Genomic DNA, 20,764 nt, shown 5'->3' on the forward strand with positions numbered 1-20,764 from the left:
TGCGAGGCCTTTGAGGAGAGGGTGCGTTTGTCTGGTGCGCGTTTCCGGATTTTGGTTTTGGGAGAGAGAAGATGGCGATTGAGGGGATTGGCGCACGTGCGCTTCGCAAGGAAGACAAGCGCTTCATAACGGGCAAGGGCCGGTATACGGACGACATGGTTCTTCCCGGGATGGGTCATGCGGCGTTTGTGCGTTCGCCGCATGCGCATGCGAAGGTGACGGGGATCGATGCGAGCGCGGCGCTTGCGATGCCGGGTGTGGATGCGGTCCTGACGGGGGACCAGCTTGTCGGTGACGGGATCGGCAACCTGATCTGCGGCTGGATGATCCATTCCAAGGACGGCACGCCGATGAAGATGGGCGGCTGGCGGGCGCTTGAGCCCGAGGTTGTTCGCCATGTTGGCCAGGCTGTTGCGGTTGTTGTCGCCGATACGGCTGCGCAGGCACGCGATGCGGCGGATGCGGTTGTTGTCGACTATGAGGAGCTTGCGGCTGTTGTCGATCCGGTTGCCGCGCTTGAGCCGGGCGCGCCGCAGGTGCATCCGGAGGCGGAGGGCAACCTGATCTACGACTGGGAGATCGGGGATGCTGCGGCGGTCGATGCGGCGTTTGCGGGCGCCGCGCATGTGACGAAGATGGAGATCCGCAACAACCGTCTTGTTCCGAACCCGATGGAGCCGCGGGCAGCGCTTGCCAGCTACGACGATGCGGAAGAGCATCACACGCTCTACACGACCTCGCAGAACCCGCATGTGGCGCGGCTTGTGCTGTCTGCGTTCTACAATGTCGCGCCGGAGCACAAGCTTCGTGTGATCGCGCCGGATGTGGGCGGCGGCTTCGGGTCGAAGATCTACATCTATCCGGAAGAGATGGTGTGCCTTTGGGCGTCCAAGCGTGTTGGCCGTCCCGTGAAGTGGGTGTCGGACCGGACGGAAGCGTTCCTGACGGATGCGCATGGCCGCGACCACGTGTCGGAGGCGGAGCTTGCGCTTGACGCGGACAACAGGATTGTCGGTCTTCGTGTGAAGACGATCGCCAATCTGGGCGCGTACATGTCGTTGTTCTCGTCGGCTGTTCCGACCTATCTTTATGCGACGCTGTTGTCGGGCCAGTACAACATTCCGGCGATCCACGCGAATGTGAAGACGGTCTATACCAACACGACGGCGGTGGATGCCTACCGGGGCGCGGGCCGTCCGGAGGCGACGTATCTTCTTGAGCGGATCATGGAGACGGCTGCGCGTGAGGTCGGTCTGTCGCCTGCGGACTTCCGGCGCAAGAACTTCGTGCGGGAGTTCCCGCACCAGACGCCCGTGATCATGTGCTACGACGCGGGCGATTATGACGCGACGCTGGATGCGGCGCTGTCGGCTGCCGACTATGCGGGCTTTGCGGCGCGCAAGGCGGAGGCGGCGTCCCGGGGCAAGCTGCGCGGGATCGGTCTTTCCTGCTACATCGAGGCGTGCGGCATTGCGCCGTCCGCGGCGGTGGGGTCGCTGGGGGCCGGTGTGGGTCTTTGGGAGTCTGCGGAAGTGCGGGTGAACCCGGTCGGGACGGTCGAGGTTCTGACGGGCTCTCACAGCCATGGGCAGGGTCACGAGACGACGTTCGCGCAGCTGATCTGCGAGCGGTTCGGTCTTGACAGCGACGCGGTGTCGATCGTTCACGGGGACACGGACAAGGTTCAGTTCGGGATGGGGACCTACGGGTCGCGGTCCGGAGCCGTGGGCATGTCTGCGATCGTGAAGGCGCTGGACAAGGTCGAGGACAAGGCGAAGAAGATCGCGGCGCACCTGATGGAGGCGTCGGAAGGCGACATCCAGATCGAGGGCGGTGAGCTGAAGGTCGCGGGCACGGACAAGAAGCTGTCGTTCACGGAAGTGGCGCTTGCGGCCTATACGGCGCACAATCTACCCGAGGGCATGGAGCCGGGTCTGAAGGAGGGGGCGTTCTACGACCCGTCCAACTTCACGTTCCCGGCGGGCACCTATGTGTGTGAGGTCGAGGTCGACCCGGAGACGGGCAAGACGGAGATCGTGAGCTTCGTTGCGGCGGATGACTTCGGCAAGGTGATCAACCCGATGATCGTGGAAGGCCAGGTTCACGGGGGTCTTGTCCAGGGGATCGGCCAGGCGCTTCTCGAGAACGCGGCCTATGACGAGAGCGGCCAGCTTCTGACGGCGTCCTACATGGACTACACGATGCCGCGTGCGGACGATGTTCCCTCGTTCAGCCTGTCGACGCACGAGACGCTGTGCCCGGGCAATCCGCTTGGCATGAAGGGGTGCGGTGAGGCCGGTGCGATCGGGTCGCCGCCGGCGGTGATCAACGCGATCACGGATGCGATCGGGTCGAACGATCTGACGATGCCTGCAACGCCTGAGAAGGTGTGGCAGCTGTGCCAGTCGCAGGAGAAGCAGGCGGCCGAATAAGGTCGAAGAGAAACGTTCTTCGGGCAGGCGTTGCCTGCCCGGTCATCTGACAGTGAGATTTTGGGGAGACCCGTCATGTATGAAACAACGTATCACCGCGCCGGTTCGGTTGCCGACGCATCGGATCTGATGTCGAAGGCTGAGGACGGCAAGGTTCTTGGCGGCGGCCAGACGCTTCTGCCGACGATGAAGCAGCGTCTTGCGTCGCCGAGCGATCTTGTCGATGTGACGAAGATCGCGGAGATGAACGGCATCTGCGAGGGCGATGGCAGCCTGTCGATCGGGGCTGCGACGACGCATGCGGAGGTTGCCGCGTCGGATCTCGTGCGGTCCAGACTTCCGAGCCTTGCCGGACTTGCGGGCGGCATCGGCGATCCGGCGGTGCGCCACATGGGCACGATCGGGGGGTCGATTGCCAACAACGACCCGGCCGCGGACTATCCGGCGGCGCTTGTGGCGCTGGGGGCGACGGTGGTGACGAGCAAGCGCTCGCTCAGCGCCGAAGACTTCTTCGTGGGCATGTTCGACACGGCGCTGGACGAGGACGAGATCGTGGTGTCGGTGACGTTCCCGCTGATCGAGAAGGGGGCCTACGCCAAATACCCGAACCCGGCTTCGCGCTACGCGATGGCAGGGGTCTATGTGGCCAGGCACCGGGACGGCTCGGTGCGGGTGGCGGTGACCGGGGCGGGCCATTACGGCGTCTTCCGGGTCGACGGCATGGAAGCGGCGCTGGCGGCGAACTGGTCGCCGGACGCGGTGGCAGGCATCCAGGTGGATTCAGGCTCCATGTTGAGCGACATCCACGGCTCGGCCCACTACCGCGCAAACCTCGTCACCGTCATGGCCAAACGCGCCGTCCAGAAAGCCGGCTGACAAAACAGACAAAACGTCATCCTTTGGTGAGCCCGGTTCGTATACGAGCCGGGCTCTCGGTTCTTACCGCGAATTCATGAAAGACCGAACCTAAGTGTGATATAGACGACGAAACAAGAAATCAGTTTGTGCTAAAACGATGAGTGAGTTTGGGAAAACCATATTTTTTGGCCCATAAAGGAACACAAATTCGTCTATTGGATGCATAAGGACACAGGGGTGACCAGAACATCGGGCGGCATGCGGCCGTAAGGCGGGACAGAGGTTTAAATGGCGGTATCAAATCAGCGGGCTCCAAAAGCCGGTGGACGACGGGAAAATCCTGTCGCGGTTGCTTTCCGGCCCATCCGATCAGCATTCTGGGGTGTGGCGGTCGTCAGCTTCGTCATCAACATCCTGATGCTCACCGGCCCGGTGTTCATGCTTCAGATTTATGACCGCGTTCTTGCAAGCGGTTCGGTTCCCACCCTTGTGGTGATCGGTTCGCTGGCGATCGTTCTTTACGTGTTCTACGGGATATTGGAAGGGGTGCGCGGACGCATCCTGTCCCGTCTCGGACAGCGCGTGGATGCCAGGCTTTCAGGCATTGTCTACAAGGTCTCCAACAGTCTTCCGGTGCGCTTGGGCCGCAAGTCCGCGCGCCTGCGGCCGGTGCAGGATCTCGACACGATCCGCCAGTTCCTGTCCGGACCCGGTCCGGCTGCCATTTTCGACATCCCCTGGCTGCCGCTGTACCTGGGCATCGTGTTCCTGTTTCACCCGCTTCTGGGAGCCGTCGGACTGGCCGGCGCTATTATCATCTCGATCCTGATCGTTGTGAACGAGTACATGTCCCGCGGACCGACCGAAGATGCGGCCGGCCAATCGGGCCGGCGGACGGCGGTCGTTGAGAGCGGACAGCGCAATGCCGAGGTCGTTGCCGCGATGGGCATGCAATCGACCCTGACCGCACGCTGGGATGCACAGAACACGGAGTATCTGGCGACGCAGCGCCGGGCTTCGGACACGACAGGCGTTTTCGGCACGGCGATCAAGACAATCCGCTTCATTCTGCAATCTGCCATTCTGGCTGTCGGCGCGTGGCTTGCGATTCAGCAGGAAATCACACCGGGCGTGATGATCGCCGCATCAATCATGACCTCGCGTGCCCTGGCACCGATCGAGCAGGCCGTTGCCCAGTGGCGAGGCTTTGTTGCCAGCCGTCAGGCCCTGCGCCGCCTGCGGGAGATCCTGCAGATCTCCGAGGCGGAAGATCCCAAGATGGATCTGCCGCAACCTTCAAAGGGCATCACGGTCGAACAGGTCTTTTGCGGTCCGTTCGGCGAGACGACGCCTTATGTCCAGAATGTCACCCTGGATCTCCAGGCGGGTGACGGTCTTGGTGTCATCGGCCCCTCGGGGTCCGGGAAGTCGACCTTTGCGCGGGCTCTTGTCGGGGTGACGACGCCGCTTCGCGGGGTCATCCGGTTCGATGGTGCCGAGCTTTCCCAGTGGGAAAGCAAGAAGCGGGGCGAATTCATCGGCTATCTGCCGCAGGATCTGCAGCTCTTCGACGGAACGATTGCGGAAAACGTTGCCCGCTTCCGCGAAGATGCGGCACCGGAGAAAATCATCGAGGCGGCCAAGCTGGCCGATGTGCACGACATGATCGTCGCGCTGCCGGAAGGATACAACACGGTCATCGGCCGGAGCGGGCGGTCCTTGTCCGCAGGCCAGCGGCAACGTCTCGCGCTTGCGCGTGCACTTTACGACAATCCGTTTCTGGTCGTGCTCGACGAACCCAATTCCAATCTGGATGCGATCGGCGAAAGCGCATTGACCAACGCCATCAAGGCCATGCGTGAAAAAGGTTCGATTGTCGTGGTGATCGCCCACAGGCCGAGCGCGATCGCGACCGTCGACAAGATCCTGTGCCTCAAGGATGGCAAGATGGCCGGATTCGGTCCGAAGGAAGACGTGCTGAAGCAGGTCGTTCAACCCGTACAGCCCATGCGTCAGGGAGCAGGAGCGGCTCGATGAAAAATTCAGATTCCATGAAGCACGCCGCCGCAACCAATCCGGCGGACGAAGAACTCAGCAAGACCGTTCGCAAACATCTTTTCTTTTCGCTGTTTGTCACGATCTTCGTTGTCGTCGGCATCGGAGGGTGGGCGACTTTCACCGAGATCTCGGGTGCGGTCGTGTCTTCCGGCACGGTCGTGGTGGAAAGCAATATCAAGCAGGTTCAGCACAGGGAAGGCGGCATTGTTCGCGACATCAAGGTGCGCGACGGCGATCTGGTTGCATCCGGCGACCTCCTGCTCAGTCTCGACGATACAGTGACGCGAGCAAACCTTGCCGTGATCACCAAGCAGCTGCAGGAATTGACCGCGCAGGAACTGCGACTGGAGGCAGAGCGGGACGAACTGAAGGCGATTTCCTGGCCCGAAGATCGCATCGAAAGCCTGGGCGACATCGAACGGGGTCAGCAACTGTTGCTGGAAGCCCGTCAAAATTCAAAGGAAGGGCGCAAGAACCAGCTTGAGGAGCAGATCCGGCAGTTCAACAAGCAGACCCAGGGTCTGGAGGCTCAGGTCGAAGCGAAGGATTCCGAGATCGAGCTGATCAAGGAAGAACTTGAGGATCTCGACGGCCTTTTGAACAAGCAGCTGGTTTCCAAGAGCCGCGTATCGGCCCTTCGCCGGGAACAGGCGCGGCTGTCCGGCGAATACGGCGACCTCATCGCGCAGATTGCGCGAACGAGAGAGGCCATCAGCGAACGTCAGATCCAGATCCTTCAAATCGAGGAATCCTACCGGGCCGAAGTTCTCGAACAACTGCAGGAAGCACGCTCGCGCATTGCCCAGTTGGAAGAACAGAAGATTGCCGCTGAAGACGAGCTGACAAGGGTCGATATCGTTGCGCCGCGCAGCGGTTTCGTGCACCAGCTGTCCGTTCATACCATCGGCGGTGTGATCGCACCGGGTGAAACGGTGATGCAGATCGTTCCGCGGGAGGACCAGCTGATCATCGAAGCGCAGGTGCAGCCTGTCGATATCGACCAGCTTCAGCCGGGGCAGGAAGCACGGATCCGTTTTCCGAGCTTCGACCAGAGAACAACGCCGGAGCTCAATGCGAAACTCCTGACGCTTGCCGCCGATCTCACGCAGGACGAGCGGACCGGCCTGAGTTTTTACACTGCCCGACTCATCATTGACGATGAGGAGTTGGAGAAGCTCGGCTCTCAAACGCTGGTCCCGGGAATGCCGGTGGAGACCTTCCTGCAAACCGGCGACAGAACGGTCCTGAGCTATCTGGTGAAACCGGTCACCGACCAGATCGCGCACGCGATGCGCGAGCGGTAGCGGCTTATCCTCAGGTTCAAGTGCAAGGGGAGGCGGACCGGCCTCCCTTTTTTGTCAGAGCACCAGCACGTCCACGGATGACCCCGCCTTCAGTGCCGGGGCATGCGGCGGCCTGACGATCAATGCGCCGGACCTTGCAAGAAGAGCCAGCATGGAGCTGTCCTGCTTGGAAAACGGCGTTGCCACAAGCCGTCCGTCAGCGTCCTCGTGCAATGTGGAGCGGACATAGTCCTGGCGCCGGTCGTTTTCGGGCAGGTCGCCGCCCAGGACCGCCGGTCTTGGAGCTGTTGCACCGGACGAGGACCCCAGCATCCTGTGGATCAGGGGCTTGAGAAACAGCAATCCGCAGACAAGGCTTGAAACGGGATTGCCTGGCAGACCGAGCACCCTGGTGCTTCCGAGCCTGCCCGCCATCAGCGGCTTGCCCGGGCGCATGGCGATGCGCCAGAAGGCAAGGTCCATGCCTTCCTGGCCGAGAACGTCCTGGACCAGATCGTGATCACCGACCGAAGCTCCACCGAGGGTCACCAGAATGTCTGCCTTTTCGGTGATTGCCCTGCGCACGTGATGCGCAAGTTCGACAGGGTCATCCGGCGAGATGCCGAGGTCGAGGGGCAGACCGCCGCAATCCTCGACAAGTCCGGCAATTCCTGCATGGTTGGACGCTATGATCTGGTCCGGACCGGGTTCCGTGCCCGGACGCACCAGCTCGTCGCCGGTGGCAAGGATTGCGACGCTCGGCCGCCTCGCGACCGGCACTTCGGGATAGTTCATCGCGGCTGCAAGTGCCAGGTGGCGGTAGGTCAGCTTGAGCGGAGGTTCAAGAAGGACCTGGTCCTTCTGAAAGTCGAGCCCTGCTGGGCGGACATATGCGCCTTGCGGAGGGATCTCTAGAACGGAAATGCGGTCGTCCAGACGCTGCGCATTTTCCTGGATAAGGATCGTGTCGGCGCCATCGGGCAGCGGTGCGCCTGTGAAGATGCGAACGGTCTGACCCTTTTCGACCTTGCCGGAATAGCCATGGCCTGCGGGTGCTTCACCGATGACGTCGAGCACTGCGCAGCCGTCGGCAACGTCCTCATGCCGAATTGCGTACCCATCCATAGCCGAGGCTGCGAAAGGCGGCTGCGTCCGTTTCGATACGAGGTTCTCGGCAAGGGTCCGGCCGTTTGCCCGTTCGAGTGCCGCGAACTCGGTTTCCAGCGTATCAACACCCGAGAGAAGCTTTTCCAGCGCCTCGGCAACCGGCATGAGACTCATCAGGTTCCGCCTTCGCTGCCGTCTCTTTCGAGCGTCCAGTGCCCGGATTTACCGCCGGCCTTCTCCACGAGGCGAATGTCGCCGATGACCATGCCGCGATCGACGGCCTTGGCCATGTCGTAGATCGTCAGGCAGGTGAGCGAACAGGCCGTCAGCGCCTCCATTTCAACACCGGTCTGTCCGCTGACCTTGGTGGTTGCCGTCACGACCAGGCCGGGCAGCGTGTCGTCGGGTTCGATGTCCACCTTGACCTTGGACAGCATCAGGGGATGACAGAGCGGTATCAGCTCGTGTGTCTTCTTCGCGGCCAGAATGCCCGCGATCCTGGCGGTTCCGATCACGTCGCCCTTCTTGGCATTGCCGGACCGGATGAGGTCAAGGGTCTCGGCGCGCATTATGACCGAACCGCGCGCAACAGCGATCCTGTGCGTGCTTTCCTTTTGCGACACGTCGACCATGTTGGCGGCGCCCGCGTCATCCAGATGCGTGAGTTTCTGATCTTGCTCGGACATGAGGCCTCAGACCGCCGCAGAAACGGGTGTGCGGGCGAGCAGGTTGCGGGTGGCACCGGCGACATCACTCTGGCGCATCAGGCTTTCGCCGATCAGGAACGTCGAAATTCCGACCTTGTTCATGCGTGCGAGATCGCCGGGTGTGAACAGGCCCGATTCTCCGACCACGATGCGGTCGCCGGGTACTTTCGGGGCGAGGTCCTCGCTCGTCTCGAGCCTGGTTTCGAAGGTCTTCAGGTTCCGGTTGTTGATGCCGACCAGCCGTGACGACAGCTTGAGCGCGCGTTCAAGCTCTTCCAGGTTGTGAACCTCGAGAAGAACGTCCATGTCCAGACTGAACGCTGTTTCCTCCAGCTGCCGCGCTGTGTCGTCGTCAACGGCGGCCAGAATGATCAGGATACAGTCTCCGCCCCATGCACGTGCTTCGTACACCTGGTACATGTCATAGAGAAAATCCTTGCGCAACGCGGGCAAGGTCACTGCCGCCCGTGCCGCAGTCAGGAATTCGGGTTTTCCCTGGAAGGACGGTGCATCCGTCAGGACGGACAGGCACGCGGCCCCGCCATCTTCATAGGCCTTTGCAAGGAGCGGCGGATCAAAGTCTTCCCGGATCAGGCCCTTGGAGGGGCTCGCCTTCTTGATTTCCGCAATCAGCGCGTAGTCACCGGCGGCATGCTTTGCCTCGATGGCGGCCTGAAAGCCACGCGGCGGCGCCTGATCGGCAATCCGGCCCTTGAGATCCTCAAGCGGCACGGCCGCCTTGGCAGCGGCGATTTCTTCCCGCTTGTAGGCTTCTATTTTCTGAAGGATGTCAGACATGATCCTATCCGTTCGATGCCGCGACAAGCTTTTCCAGCGTGTCGGCCGACGTTCCGTCGTCAATGCTTGCTGCCGCCATTTCAACACCTTCCTTCAGGTCCCGTGCCTTGTCGGCCACCATGAGCGATGCTGCCGAATTGAACAGGACGATGTCGCGATAGGCGTTCCTGGCGCCGGCAAGAACCTCACGCAGCGCTCTTGCGTTTTCGGCCGGCAGTCCGCCTTTCAGGTCTTCAGCCCTTGCCGTCGGAAGACCGGCGTCCTGAGGCGAGATGTCGAACGTGTTCACGGACCCGTCCTTGAGTTCGCAGACATGGGTCGGGCCGGTCGTGGTGATTTCGTCCATCCCGTCCGAGCCGTGTACGATCCATGCTTTTTCCGATCCCAGCTCCTTCAGGGAATGAGCCACGGGATCGAGCCACTTCTTCGCAAAAACGCCGACCATCTGACGCTTGACGCCTGCCGGGTTGGAAAGCGGACCCAGCAGGTTGAAGATGGTCCGCGTGCCGAGTTCCATGCGCGTCGGACCGACATGCTTCATGGCCGCATGATGGAGCGGTGCGAACATGAAGCCGATGCCCGCCTTGCGAATGCAGTCGGAGATCTTATGCGGTGCAATATCGATATTCACGCCGAGCTCGGAAAGGGCTTCCGCCGCTCCCGACTTGGAAGACAGGGACCGGTTGCCGTGTTTTGCGACCGGGACGCCGCAGCCGGCGACAACGATCGCCGTGCAGGTCGAGATATTATAGCTGCCGGAGCTGTCCCCCCCCGTGCCGACGATGTCGATCGCATCGGCCGGTGCATCGACCGTCAGCATCTTGGACCGCATTGTCGCGACCGCACCCGTCACCTCCGCAGTGCTCTCGCCGCGTACACGCAGGGCCATCAGAAACCCGCCCAGCTGCGACGGCGTGGCCGACCCCGACAGAATGACGTCGAAAGCCTGTCTGGCTTCGTCCGGGGTCAGCGTCTGACCATCAGCGACCTTGGCAATGAATTCCTTGAATGTCGTCATGATCATCGTCCGTTCCGGGTCACGTCACTGCGGGTTCAGACCGATCGCCTGCGAAATACCAGCCTGGTTGACCTCGACACCGGCCTCGTTCTGTCGGTCCGTGATGAACTGCCCAAGGAGCGAGTCGCTCATCTGCTGTGACAGCTGGTCATTGAGCGTGGCATTGGCAGAAGACGTCGCGTCAAAGTCGGGAACGGAGACTTCGGCCACCTTGAAGACGATCCTCTGGCCACCGGCGGACGCTGCGACCGCGCTGGTGCCGACCGGGCCGCCAAACACCGCCGTCACGGCGTCGGGACCAAAGTCGCCCGCCGGTGCGTTCCGGGCCAGGTTTTCGGCGCGCTTGACTTCAAGTTCCGCTTCGCCGGCCAGCGTTTCCAGGGGCGTGCCCCCTTCGAGCCTAGCCTGGATGTCCGCGGCCCTTTCACTCAGGCGGGTATTCATCTGGTCCGCCTTCCAGGCCGTGATGACCTGCTCCCGCACCTCGTCAAGGGTCTGGTCACGTTCCGGGATCACGTTGTCGACTTCGTACCAGAGAAATCCCTGGTCTCCGAAAGGCAGCACATCGTTTTCAATCCCTACGTCGCTTTCAAACACGGCGGCAAGGAGGCCTTCGGCTTCGGGTAGCTCGACATCGCTGCCGGATACCGACTTGCCCGTCTGGTCGAAGGCGGCAAGCGTTTCGACCGGGAGAGAGAAACGCTCCCCGACTTCGTCGAGCAGGGCACCGCCGGCGCGTGCGTCTTCCACCTCGTCAAGCATGTCGAGGATTTCGCGTTCGGCCTGTTCGGCCGCAAGATCCTGGATGATCTCGTCCTTGACTTCCTCATAGGGGCGCGTGCTCTCCGGCAGAACTTCCTCGACATTCAAAATGACCGTTGAAAACCGGCCTTCCACCGCGCCGCTGGTTTCGCCTTCGCCGAGCGAAAACGCCGTGTCGCCGAGTGTTTCGTCAAGAAAGTCGTCCTTGGACATCACGCCCAGGGTCACGTCGTTGTTGCTCAGCCCGCGTTCGGTCATCAGATCGTCGAAGGTCTTGCCGCCTTCGATCTCCACGGCGGCTTCCGCAGCAGCTTCGCTTGAGGGGAATGACATCTGGCGCACCTTGCGCCGCTCGGGCTGGGAATACTGTTCCGCACGCTGCTCGTATTCGTAGCGGGCATCCTCCTCTGCGATGTCATCGGGCCTTGCGACCGTTTCAGGCGTTAGGGAAAGGATCTTGATTTCCCGATATTCCGGGGCGCGGAAATCGGACTTGTTTTCTTCGAAGAAGGACGTCAGGGCCGGGTCCGTCGGGTCTTCGATCGCTCCGATGGATTCGTTCGTCAGAAGGACATAGTCGGCAGACCGCGTTTCGAACTGATAGGCGGACAGGGCCTCGAGGTAGCTGACCGGAGCTCTCAGGCTTCCGGCAATGCCCTCGGAGAGCTGGTTTCGTTCCGCCGTCTGCCGCCGCTGCACGACATATTCGTCTTCCTGGTAGCCGTAGGCGCGCAGGACCTGATCGAGCCTGGCGCGCTCGTAACGTCCGCTCGCGCCGCGGAAGGCGGGATCTGACTGGATCAGCGTTGCAAGACGCTGGTCGGAGACACCGAGCTTCAGGTCCTGAGCCGTGTTGCTCAGGGCCGCTTCCGCGATCAATCTTCCGAGAGCCTGCTGCGGAATGCCGAGAGCTGCGCCTTCTTCCGCCGTGAGTGGCCGGCCGAATTGCTGGGCGAGCCGGTTGAGGTCCTGACGGTACGTCCGGTCGAACTCGAATATGCTTACTTCCGTGTCACCGACCTTTGCTGCGGTGTTCTGGCCGAATCCCTGCAGGAAGTCGGTGACGCCCCAGATGGCGAAACTAAAAATCAGCAATGCGATAAACAGTTTGGCAACCCAGGTGCCGGCGCCTTTGCGCAGTGAGTCAAGCATGACGACTTCCGTTTTATTTTTTTGTCCAAGGCCGTTCCAACCGGCGCTTAACCAGGCCGCTGTGACCGGGGCGGGCGGATCATAATGAGGTGGCGGCTTCCTCGCAAGACGGTCGGGAACAAAGTTCGGAGAAGAAAGAGAGATCCTCAAACCAAGGTCATTGCAACGCGGTGGCGCATCTGCTCTATAAGCGCCAGTCCAACCATCGGGTATCTGGGAGACGAAAACAGATGAGCGCCAAGATCAAGCCGCTTGTGGCCGGCAACTGGAAAATGAACGGACTGCGCGCCAGCCTCGCCGAGTTCCACAAGATGAAAGCCGGTCTTGGCGACGAGATGGTGGATGCGGTCGACACGATGATCTGTGCGCCGGCAACACTTGTCGCCGCGCTGGCGGAGATCTCAGGAAAGGGCGCCCCCGGCATCGGCGGGCAGGATTGTCATCCGGCGGCATCGGGCGCCCACACGGGAGACGTTTCCGCCGAGATGCTCAAGGATGCGGGCGCGCAAGCGGTAATTGTCGGGCACTCCGAGCGCCGGACGGACCATGGTGAAACCGATGGCGACGTGAACGCTAAGGCGCAGGCTGCCTGGCGCGCCGGCCTGACGGCGATCATTTGTGTCGGTGAAACGGAGGCTGAACGCAAGGCGGGCAAGGCGCTGGAGGTTGTCAGGACGCAACTTGCAGGTTCCGTGCCCGACGGTGCGACGGCGGAAAACAGTGTCATCGCCTACGAACCCGTCTGGGCAATCGGCACAGGACTCACGCCGACCGCCGGCGATGTCGAGGAAATGCACACCGCCATGCGGGACATCCTGACGGAGCGCTTCGGCGGCGAGGGAAGTGCAATGAAACTGCTCTACGGCGGGTCCGTTAAACCGGCAAATGCGGCTGAACTCATGTCCGTCAGCAATGTAAACGGAGCGCTTGTCGGCGGGGCAAGTCTGAAAGCCGACGATTTTCTCGGCATCATTGCCGCATATTCCTGACCGCTTCACACTTGAAGCTTTGATCGCGAAGTCGCAATTGAAGGGTAGAAAGCGCGCGCCGACTGGTGTAGAAGGCCGCCAAACCCGAAATTCAGATAGAATGGCATTCGATGGAAACCGTAGTCATCGTTATCCACCTTATGGTCGTGCTGGCCCTGGTGCTTGTTGTCCTCCTGCAACGCTCTGAAGGCGGTGCGCTCGGTATTGGCGGCGGCGGCGGTGGCGGTGGCGGCCTCATGTCCAGCCGCGGAACGGCCAATGTGCTGACGCGCGCAACCGCTGTCCTGGCTGTCGCTTTTTTTGCGACATCGCTGACGCTGAGCCTCATCGCCCAGAATGAAGAGGCTCCGAGTTCAATCCTCGATGCCGCACCGGCGTCGACGGACGGCGCACCGGTGGACGGCGCTCCAAGCGGCTCAGGCGGTATCCTGGATCAGCTGAGACCCCAAGGCGAGCCTTCGGGCCCGCAGGTGCCGGCCGCACAATAGAGGCTTCGGCCGCTTCCAAAGACATCTGCCCTGCGGCTTCGTTCGCAGGGCATTTTTATGTGTTGAGAACGCAACTCCCGAGTGGCCAAACGGCTCTCGGCAAGGATATGGTATTGGTCCATGGCGCGATATATTTTCATTACCGGCGGCGTGGTCTCCTCGCTTGGAAAAGGTCTTGCTTCAGCGGCTCTGGGTGCTTTGCTCCAGGCGCGCGGATACAAGGTTCGACTCCGCAAGCTCGACCCCTACCTGAACGTGGACCCGGGCACCATGAGCCCCTACCAGCACGGCGAATGCTTCGTCACGGACGACGGGGCGGAGACCGATCTGGACCTGGGTCACTACGAACGGTTCACCGGGCGACCTGCCAATCAGCAGGACAACATCACGACTGGCCGGATCTACCAGAACATCATCGCCAAGGAACGGCGGGGCGACTATCTCGGCGGCACGGTGCAGGTCATTCCGCACGTGACCGACGCGATCAAGAACTTCGTTCTCGACGGAAACGACGGCTATGACTTCGTTCTTGTCGAGATCGGCGGTACCGTCGGCGACATTGAAGGTCTGCCGTTTTTCGAGGCGATCCGCCAGCTCGGCAACGATCTGCCGCGCGGGGATGTGGTCTATGTCCACCTGACGCTGATGCCGTACATTCCGAGCGCAGGGGAGATGAAGACCAAGCCGACCCAGCACTCGGTCAAGGAACTGCGGTCGATCGGGATTCAGCCGGACATTTTGATGATCCGTTGCGACCGCCCGATCCCCGAGACGGAAAAGCGCAAGCTCTCGCTCTTCTGTAACGTGCGGGAGAGTGCCGTCATTCCGGCCTATGACGTGAAATCGATCTATGACGTGCCGATCGCCTACCATCAGGAAGGGCTCGACGATGAAGTCCTTGCGGCATTCGGGTTGACTGGCGCCCCGGCGCCGGTTCTGCAGCGCTGGCAGGAGATCTCGCAGGCCGTCGCCAATCCCGAGGGAGAGGTGAAGATTGCGATCGTCGGCAAATACACCGTGCTGAAAGACGCCTACAAGTCGCTGATCGAAGCGCTCGTGCATGGCGGCATAGCGAATCGGGTGAAGGTCAATCTGGAGTGGATCGAATCGGAAACCTTCGAGAAGGAGGATCCCAGCCCCTATCTGGAAGGCGTTCACGGCATCCTCGTGCCCGGCGGTTTCGGGGAGCGCGGAGCGGAAGGCAAGATTGCTGCCGCGAGCTTTGCCCGCAACCGGAAGATACCTTACTTCGGAATCTGCTTCGGCATGCAAATGGCGGTGCTTGAAGCGGCGCGCAACATGGCCGGTATCACGGAAGCCAATTCGACCGAGTTCGGTCCGAGCAGCGAGCCGGTTGTCGGACTGATGACGGAATGGACCAAGGGTAACGAGAGAGAACTTCGCAACGAAGACGGCGATCTTGGCGGAACGATGCGGCTCGGCGCCTATCCGGCGACATTGAAGCCGGGCTCGAAGATCGCCGAGATCTATGGCGAGACAAGCGTATCCGAACGCCACCGGCACAGATACGAGGTCAATATCGGCTATCGCAGCCAGCTGGAAGACTGCGGTCTGATTTTCGCCGGAACCTCTCCCGATGGTGTTCTCCCCGAAACGGTGGAGATCGAGGACCATCCCTGGTTCATCGGCGTGCAGTATCATCCCGAACTGAAATCGAGGCCGTTCGAGCCGCATCCGCTGTTCGCGTCCTTCATCGGTGCGGCGCTGCAACAGAGCCGTCTGGTCTAGGCCGGTCTCCAGGGAGGGACAGAGTTGCTACGAGGTCTCGATCATATCGTTGTCGCCGTGAACGACCTCGATGCTGCGGGCAAGGCGTATGAAGCGCTCGGCTTCACAGTCACTCCGGAGAACAGGCATCCCTGGGGAACCGCCAACCGGCTGATACAGCTCGACGGATTTTTCATCGAATTGCTCAGCGTGGCGGAACCCGGTCTGATCACGGAAACGGCGGGCGCGACGTTTTCCTTCGGTGCGTTCAACCGGTCGTTTCTCGCCAAACGCGAAGGCGCAAGCATGCTGGTCATGGAAAGCCGGGACGCAGGCCTCGACAGACAGGATTTCGAAAAAGCCGGTCTGTCCCTTTTCGAACCGTTTTCGTTCGAACGCGTCGCGCACCTGCCAGACGGGAAGACGGCAAAGGTCGCTTTCGAACTGACCATCCTCAGGGATCCGCTAAGCCCGGAAACCGGTTACTTCACCTGCCATAACAAATACCCGGAAAATTTCTGGAAGCCGGCCTTCCAGACGCATGCCAACGGTGCAAGGGAGATCAGGACGATCTACATGGTCGCCGCGGATCCGTCAGACCATCACGAGTTCCTGGGGGGCTTCACCGGTCAGCGGGAAATGCGGGCGACGAGCCTCGGTCTCGAAGTCGAGACGGCGCGCGGCAAGATTTCCGTCCTCAATCCGGCGGCGTATCGATCCCTCGTTGGCGAAAGCGCTGCCGACGCGCTGCAAGGAGAGCTGCCACAGATAGCCGCGATTGAGATAGGTACGGGTTCGCCGGAAGAAACGGGTGTGTTTCCCGCGAGCCGGCTGCACGGCCTCACGCTTATCCTGTCTTCATAAGACCGCTCACACATAATCGCGTCCGAGCCGACCCTCGGGAAAACAACCAAGGGCAATTGCGGATTGAAAACGCGACGTAAGACTATCGTCCGGCCCGACCCGCACAACGAGAAAATTCGCTTGTTGAATCAATCAGTCCTTTTATAGTGAACTCCGATCAAGCGCGCGACCCAAAGGTCTGACAGCGGAGTTCTCGAATGCCATTTCAGCGTATTGCTTCCCGTTCCCGTCATCTTCTTCTTGCTGCTGCTGCCCTGAGCCTGCTGGCAGCCTGTTCTGACGATTCGAAGCAGGCAGAGGCCCCGGCGGCCCCGCCGCCCTCGGTCACGGTTGCCAAGGTGACCTCCCAGGACGTACGCCAGAGCGAGTCCTTTGTCGGCCAGATCGCGGCTGTGGACCAGGTTGATCTCGTTGCCCGCGTGAGCGGTTTCCTGGAGGACAAGGCCGTTCCCGACGGGTCGTTCGTGAAGCAGGACGACTTGCTGTTCACAATTGAAAAGGCCGAATACGAGGCCCAGCTGACAAAGGCGAAGGCCGATGTCGCCAGCGCAAAAGCCGATGCGGCCCTCAAGGCGGCCGACGAGAAACGCGACAAGGATCTCCTGGACAAGGGACATGTGTCGGAAGCCGCCTACGAAGCAACGCTTGCGCAGAAGCAGCAGGCCGAAGCGTCTGTCGAGGCGGCGCAGTCCGCTTTGCAGCAGGCGGAGCTCAATCTGAGCTACACCGACATTTCCGCACCGTTTCCGGGCCAGATCGGCAAGAGCACATTCAGCGTCGGGGAACTCGTCGGACCCAACACCAGCTCACTTGCCAAGCTGATCCGTCTCGCGCCGGTCTATGTCAACTTCTCCGTCAGCGAAGCGCAGTATCTGAATGCGGTGCAGACCCACAATATCAGTCCCGCCGATCTGTCTCCCGACGAGGCGCCGTCCATCAGCCTCGTGCTTCCCAACGGCGACAAATACGGAGAAAGCGGAAAAATCGTCTATATCGACAACGAGATTGACGCCACAACGGGCACGATTTCCTTCCGCGGGCAATTTGAGAACAAGGACGTCCGCCTGCTTGCCGGAACCTATGTCACGGTTCTTCTGGAAGCGCCGAACACGGAGACCGCGCTCGTCGTTCCCCAGGCCGCGATCCAGCGGGACCAGCAGGGGGCGTTTGCGCTCGCGATTACGTCGGACAAGAAGGTCGAACAGAAGTATGTCGAGCTTGGCCAGCAGATCGGGACGAATTTCGTCGTCACGAACGGGCTGGCCGAAGGGGATGAAGTCATAACGGAAGGTCTGCAAAAGGTCCGACCGGGTGTCGAGGTTGACCCCGTCCTCGCATCCCAGCCGGCGGAGCAGAGCTAAATGTTTTCTCGCTTTTTCATCTACCGGCCGAAATTCGCGCTGGTGATTTCGATTGTCATCACGATTGCCGGTATTCTCGGCTATGTGTCGCTGCCGGTCGAGCAGTTTCCCAATATCACACCGCCGGTGGTGAATGTCTCTGCGACCTACACGGGTGCGAACGCCGAGGTTCTGGAAGAGACCGTCGCCGCGCCCATCGAGGGCCAGGTCAACGGCGTCGACGACATGATCTACATGCAGTCGACCAGCAACGACAGCGGCAACTATTCGCTCAACGTGACCTTCGCGGTCGGAACGGATCCCGACATTGCAACGGTCAACACGCAGAACCGTGTGTCACAGGCGACCAGCCAGTTGCCGAGCGAGGTGACCGCGAACGGTGTGACCGTTCAAAAAGCCAGCACCAACATGCTGCTGGTGATCACGCTTTATTCGCCGAATGGCACCTATGACCCCGTCTTTCTGTCGAACTATGCCTCCATCAACCTGAAGGATTCGCTCGCCCGTGTGCAGGGTGTCGGCCGTGCCGACGTGATGACGGATTTCGCCTACGGCATGCGTATCTGGCTCGATCCGGACAGGCTTACCAGCCTGGGCATGACACCAACTGATTTCATCGCCGCCGTGCAGGATCAGAACATTCAGGTCGCCGCAGGCCAGATCGGCGCGCCACCCGTGCCGGACGGACAGCAGTTTCAGTATACGATCAAGGCGAAGGGCCGGCTCGCGACACCGGAGGAGTTCGAGGAGATCGTCCTCAGAACCGGTGACGACGGTGCCATCGTGAAGATCGGAGACGTCGCACGGGTCGAACTCGGTGCCCAGTTCTACAACGCGTCCGGTGAGTTCAACGGCCAGCCTTCCACGGTTCTTGCGATATACCAGGCTCCGGGTGCCAACGCACTCCAGGTGTCGGAGAACGTGCTCGCGCGCCTTGAAAACCTCGCGCAGGCGTTTCCGGATGACGTCGAGTACGCTGTGCCGTTCAACACGACGGATTTCGTGCAGGCGTCGCTGGACGACGTGATCGCGACACTGTTCCTGACATTCCTGCTCGTTGTTTCGGTGGTGTTCATCTTCCTGGGCAACTGGCGCGCGACGATCATTCCGACGGTTGCGATCCCTGTGTCGTTGATCGGTACGTTCGGGGTCCTGCTTGCGCTCGGCATGTCGCTCAACACGATTTCCCTGTTCGCGCTGGTTCTGGCGATCGGTATCGTGGTCGATGACGCGATCGTCGTCGTGGAGAACGTTGAACGCATCATCGCGGAGGAGGGGCTGGCGCCGAAGGAAGCCACCGCCAAGGCGATGGAGCAGATCACCAGTCCCGTCATTGCGACGACTCTCGTGCTGCTCGCCGTGTTCGTGCCGACGATCTTCATGCCCGGCATCACCGGCCGGCTCTATTCGCAGTTCGCCGTGACGATTTCCGTTTCGGTGGTGATCTCGTCGATCAACGCGCTGACGCTGTCTCCGGCGCTCTGCGGTCTCATCCTGAAGGCGCGCTCCGGCCCGCCGAAGGGGCTCATGGGGCTGTTCGACCGCGGCATCACCGGTGTGCGCGACGGCTATACCGCGATCATCCGGCGGCTTGTGCGCGTGGCCTTCATCGGCCTGATCATCGTCGGCGGTGCGATCGCCGTGATCATGTCGCTCGGCAGCACGCTGCCCCAGGGCTTTCTGCCGTCCGAGGACCAGGGTTACCTGATGGTGGATGTCCAGCTTCCCGATGGCGCCGCGCTTCAACGCACGGAGACTGTCACGGAGCGCGTGGTTGAGCTGACGCAGGCTGTTCCGGGCGTGGAGAACGTCGTCATCGTCAACGGCTATTCGATCCTGAACGGCGCGACATCCTCGAACGCCGCGCTCGTGATCGCGACAATGAGCAACTGGGAGGAGCGGCAGGAGCCGAACCTGCGCATCAATGCCATTCTGGCGAAGTTCTGGGCTGATTTCTCCACGATACCGGGCGCCAACATCATTGCCTTCAACCCGCCACCGATCCCGGGCCTCGGGACCACCGGCGGCGTGCAGATGATGATGCAGCAGACGGGTGGCGGCACGCCGCAGGACCTGGCGTCCGCCGTCGGCTCGATGGTCTATTCGGCCAACCAGAGCTCTGATATCGCGCGCGCCTATTCGACCTTCCGGGCGAATGTTCCGCAGGTGTTCGTCGATCTCGACAGGGAAAAGGCCAAGACGCTGGGGATCGGGGTCTCCGACGTCTTCACCACGCTTCAGGCCTATCTCGGGTCGTTCTACATCAACGACTTCAACATCTTTGGCCGCGTCTACAAGGTCATGATCCAGGCCGAGGGGCAGTATCGCGACAAGATCGAGGATATCGGCCGGCTCTATGTCCGTTCCCAGGACGGCACCATGGTGCCGCTGCGCAGTGTTCTGACGACCGAGAACGTGCTCGGACCGCAGATCCTGACGCGCTACAACATGTTCCGGGCGGCCGCCGTCATGGCGGATCCGGCCCCCGGCGCTTCGACCGGTGTCGTCATCAACGAGATGGAATCGGCAGCGGACGAAGCCATGCCGCCGGGATACACCTACGAATGGACGGGCACGGCGCAGCAGCAGCAGGGCGCCAGCAATATCGTGATGTTCATCCTGATGCTGTCGATCCTGTTCACCTATCTCTTCCTGGTTGCCCAGTATGAAAGCTGGTCGATGCCGGTCGCGATCCTGATGTCGGTGTCCTTTGCCATCATGGGGGCGCTCGTGGCGGTGTTCGTTACCGGCGGGGATGTCAATCTCTATACCCAGATCGGCATGATCATGCTTGTCGGCATGGGGGCGAAGAATGCGATCCTGATCGTGGAATTCGCGATGGAACAGCGCGACAGCGGCAAGAGCATCATGGATGCGGCCACCGAGGCGGCGCACCTGCGTTTCCGCGCCGTGATGATGACGGCGCTGTCGTTCCTGCTCGGTGTCGTGCCGCTGATGACGGCGTCGAGCGCCGGTGCCGCCAGCCAGAAGGCCATCGGCTTTGCCGTCTTCGGCGGGATGCTGTTTGCAACCGTGATCGGGGTCCTGATGATCCCCGTGCTTTACGTGTGCCTCCAGTACATCCGCGAGAAGGTCAAGACGATGCTCGGCGGGCAGGGGCATGTCAGCCGGAGTGCCGAGGCCGGGTGAGCAAAGACA

The 20,764-nt window shown here is 61.3% G+C and carries 15 protein-coding genes; 10 read left to right on the plus strand and 5 right to left on the minus strand.

Translation table 11 applies throughout. The features are described from left to right. The first annotated feature begins 71 nt into the window (after positions 1-71). The 4 genes from ACO08A_RS24440 (at position 72) to ACO08A_RS24455 (ending at position 6,652) form a co-directional block, all read left to right on the plus strand. Positions 72-2,432, plus strand: a complete 2,361-nt coding sequence (locus tag ACO08A_RS24440) for a xanthine dehydrogenase family protein molybdopterin-binding subunit (protein WP_422038472.1) — start codon at positions 72-74, stop codon at positions 2,430-2,432. Positions 2,433-2,507: 75 nt separating this feature from the next. Further along, positions 2,508-3,308, plus strand: coding sequence for an FAD binding domain-containing protein (locus ACO08A_RS24445; RefSeq protein ID WP_422038473.1), 801 nt, complete (start codon positions 2,508-2,510; stop codon positions 3,306-3,308). Between the two features lie 366 nt (positions 3,309-3,674). Then, complete coding sequence (locus ACO08A_RS24450; protein ID WP_422038474.1) at positions 3,675-5,327, plus strand: type I secretion system permease/ATPase; 1,653 nt, start codon at positions 3,675-3,677, stop codon at positions 5,325-5,327. Further along, positions 5,324-6,652 carry an HlyD family type I secretion periplasmic adaptor subunit gene (locus ACO08A_RS24455; protein ID WP_422038475.1) on the plus strand — a complete coding sequence of 443 codons (1,329 nt, stop codon included), beginning with the start codon at positions 5,324-5,326 and terminating at the stop codon, positions 6,650-6,652. The genes ACO08A_RS24450 and ACO08A_RS24455 overlap by 4 nt, the downstream gene beginning before the upstream one ends. 54 nt (positions 6,653-6,706) lie before the next feature. On the opposite strand, the gene glp is transcribed toward ACO08A_RS24455, so the two are convergent. Genes glp through ACO08A_RS24480 form a run of 5 tightly spaced genes read right to left on the minus strand, consistent with a single transcriptional unit; the run spans position 6,707 to position 12,175 of the window. Further along, on the minus strand, positions 6,707-7,912 hold the full coding sequence (gene glp, locus ACO08A_RS24460) for a gephyrin-like molybdotransferase Glp (protein WP_422038476.1): 1,206 nt from the start codon (positions 7,910-7,912) through the stop codon (positions 6,707-6,709). Then, positions 7,912-8,424, minus strand: coding sequence for a cyclic pyranopterin monophosphate synthase MoaC (gene moaC / locus ACO08A_RS24465; protein ID WP_422038477.1), 513 nt, complete (start codon positions 8,422-8,424; stop codon positions 7,912-7,914). Before moaC ends, glp begins: the two co-directional genes overlap by 1 nt. A 6-nt stretch (positions 8,425-8,430) precedes the next feature. Continuing rightward, positions 8,431-9,243 carry an indole-3-glycerol phosphate synthase TrpC gene (gene trpC, locus ACO08A_RS24470; RefSeq protein WP_422038478.1) on the minus strand — a complete coding sequence of 271 codons (813 nt, stop codon included), beginning with the start codon at positions 9,241-9,243 and terminating at the stop codon, positions 8,431-8,433. A 4-nt stretch (positions 9,244-9,247) separates the two neighbouring features. Beyond that, positions 9,248-10,261: an anthranilate phosphoribosyltransferase gene (gene trpD, locus ACO08A_RS24475; RefSeq protein WP_422038479.1), complete on the minus strand. Its 1,014-nt coding sequence runs from the start codon at positions 10,259-10,261 to the stop codon at positions 9,248-9,250. Positions 10,262-10,285: 24 nt separating this feature from the next. Then, positions 10,286-12,175, minus strand: a complete 1,890-nt coding sequence (locus ACO08A_RS24480) for a SurA N-terminal domain-containing protein (RefSeq protein ID WP_422038481.1) — start codon at positions 12,173-12,175, stop codon at positions 10,286-10,288. 230 nt (positions 12,176-12,405) lie between these two features. Between ACO08A_RS24480 and tpiA the strand changes: the two genes are divergently transcribed. From tpiA to ACO08A_RS24510, 6 genes are all read left to right on the plus strand, one after another. Beyond that, positions 12,406-13,164 carry a triose-phosphate isomerase gene (gene tpiA / locus ACO08A_RS24485; protein ID WP_422038482.1) on the plus strand — a complete coding sequence of 253 codons (759 nt, stop codon included), beginning with the start codon at positions 12,406-12,408 and terminating at the stop codon, positions 13,162-13,164. Positions 13,165-13,274: 110 nt separating this feature from the next. Continuing rightward, positions 13,275-13,652, plus strand: coding sequence for a preprotein translocase subunit SecG (gene secG, locus ACO08A_RS24490; RefSeq protein ID WP_319382280.1), 378 nt, complete (start codon positions 13,275-13,277; stop codon positions 13,650-13,652). Positions 13,653-13,772: 120 nt separating this feature from the next. After that, the gene (locus ACO08A_RS24495; RefSeq protein ID WP_422038483.1) at positions 13,773-15,401 is read left to right on the plus strand and encodes a CTP synthase; all 1,629 of its coding nucleotides are present in this window, start codon (positions 13,773-13,775) and stop codon (positions 15,399-15,401) included. 24 nt (positions 15,402-15,425) lie between these two features. After that, entirely contained in the window at positions 15,426-16,244 is an 819-nt protein-coding gene (locus ACO08A_RS24500; RefSeq protein WP_422038484.1) for a VOC family protein, read from the plus strand. Positions 16,245-16,441: 197 nt separating this feature from the next. Further along, complete coding sequence (locus ACO08A_RS24505) at positions 16,442-17,605, plus strand: efflux RND transporter periplasmic adaptor subunit (protein WP_422038485.1); 1,164 nt, start codon at positions 16,442-16,444, stop codon at positions 17,603-17,605. Continuing rightward, entirely contained in the window at positions 17,606-20,755 is a 3,150-nt protein-coding gene (locus ACO08A_RS24510) for an efflux RND transporter permease subunit (protein WP_422038486.1), read from the plus strand. It begins immediately after the preceding gene. Positions 20,756-20,764 lie beyond the last annotated feature (9 nt).

The sequence above is a fragment of the Roseibium sp. genome, assembly GCF_965232425.1.
GTDB lineage: Bacteria > Pseudomonadota > Alphaproteobacteria > Rhizobiales > Stappiaceae > Roseibium.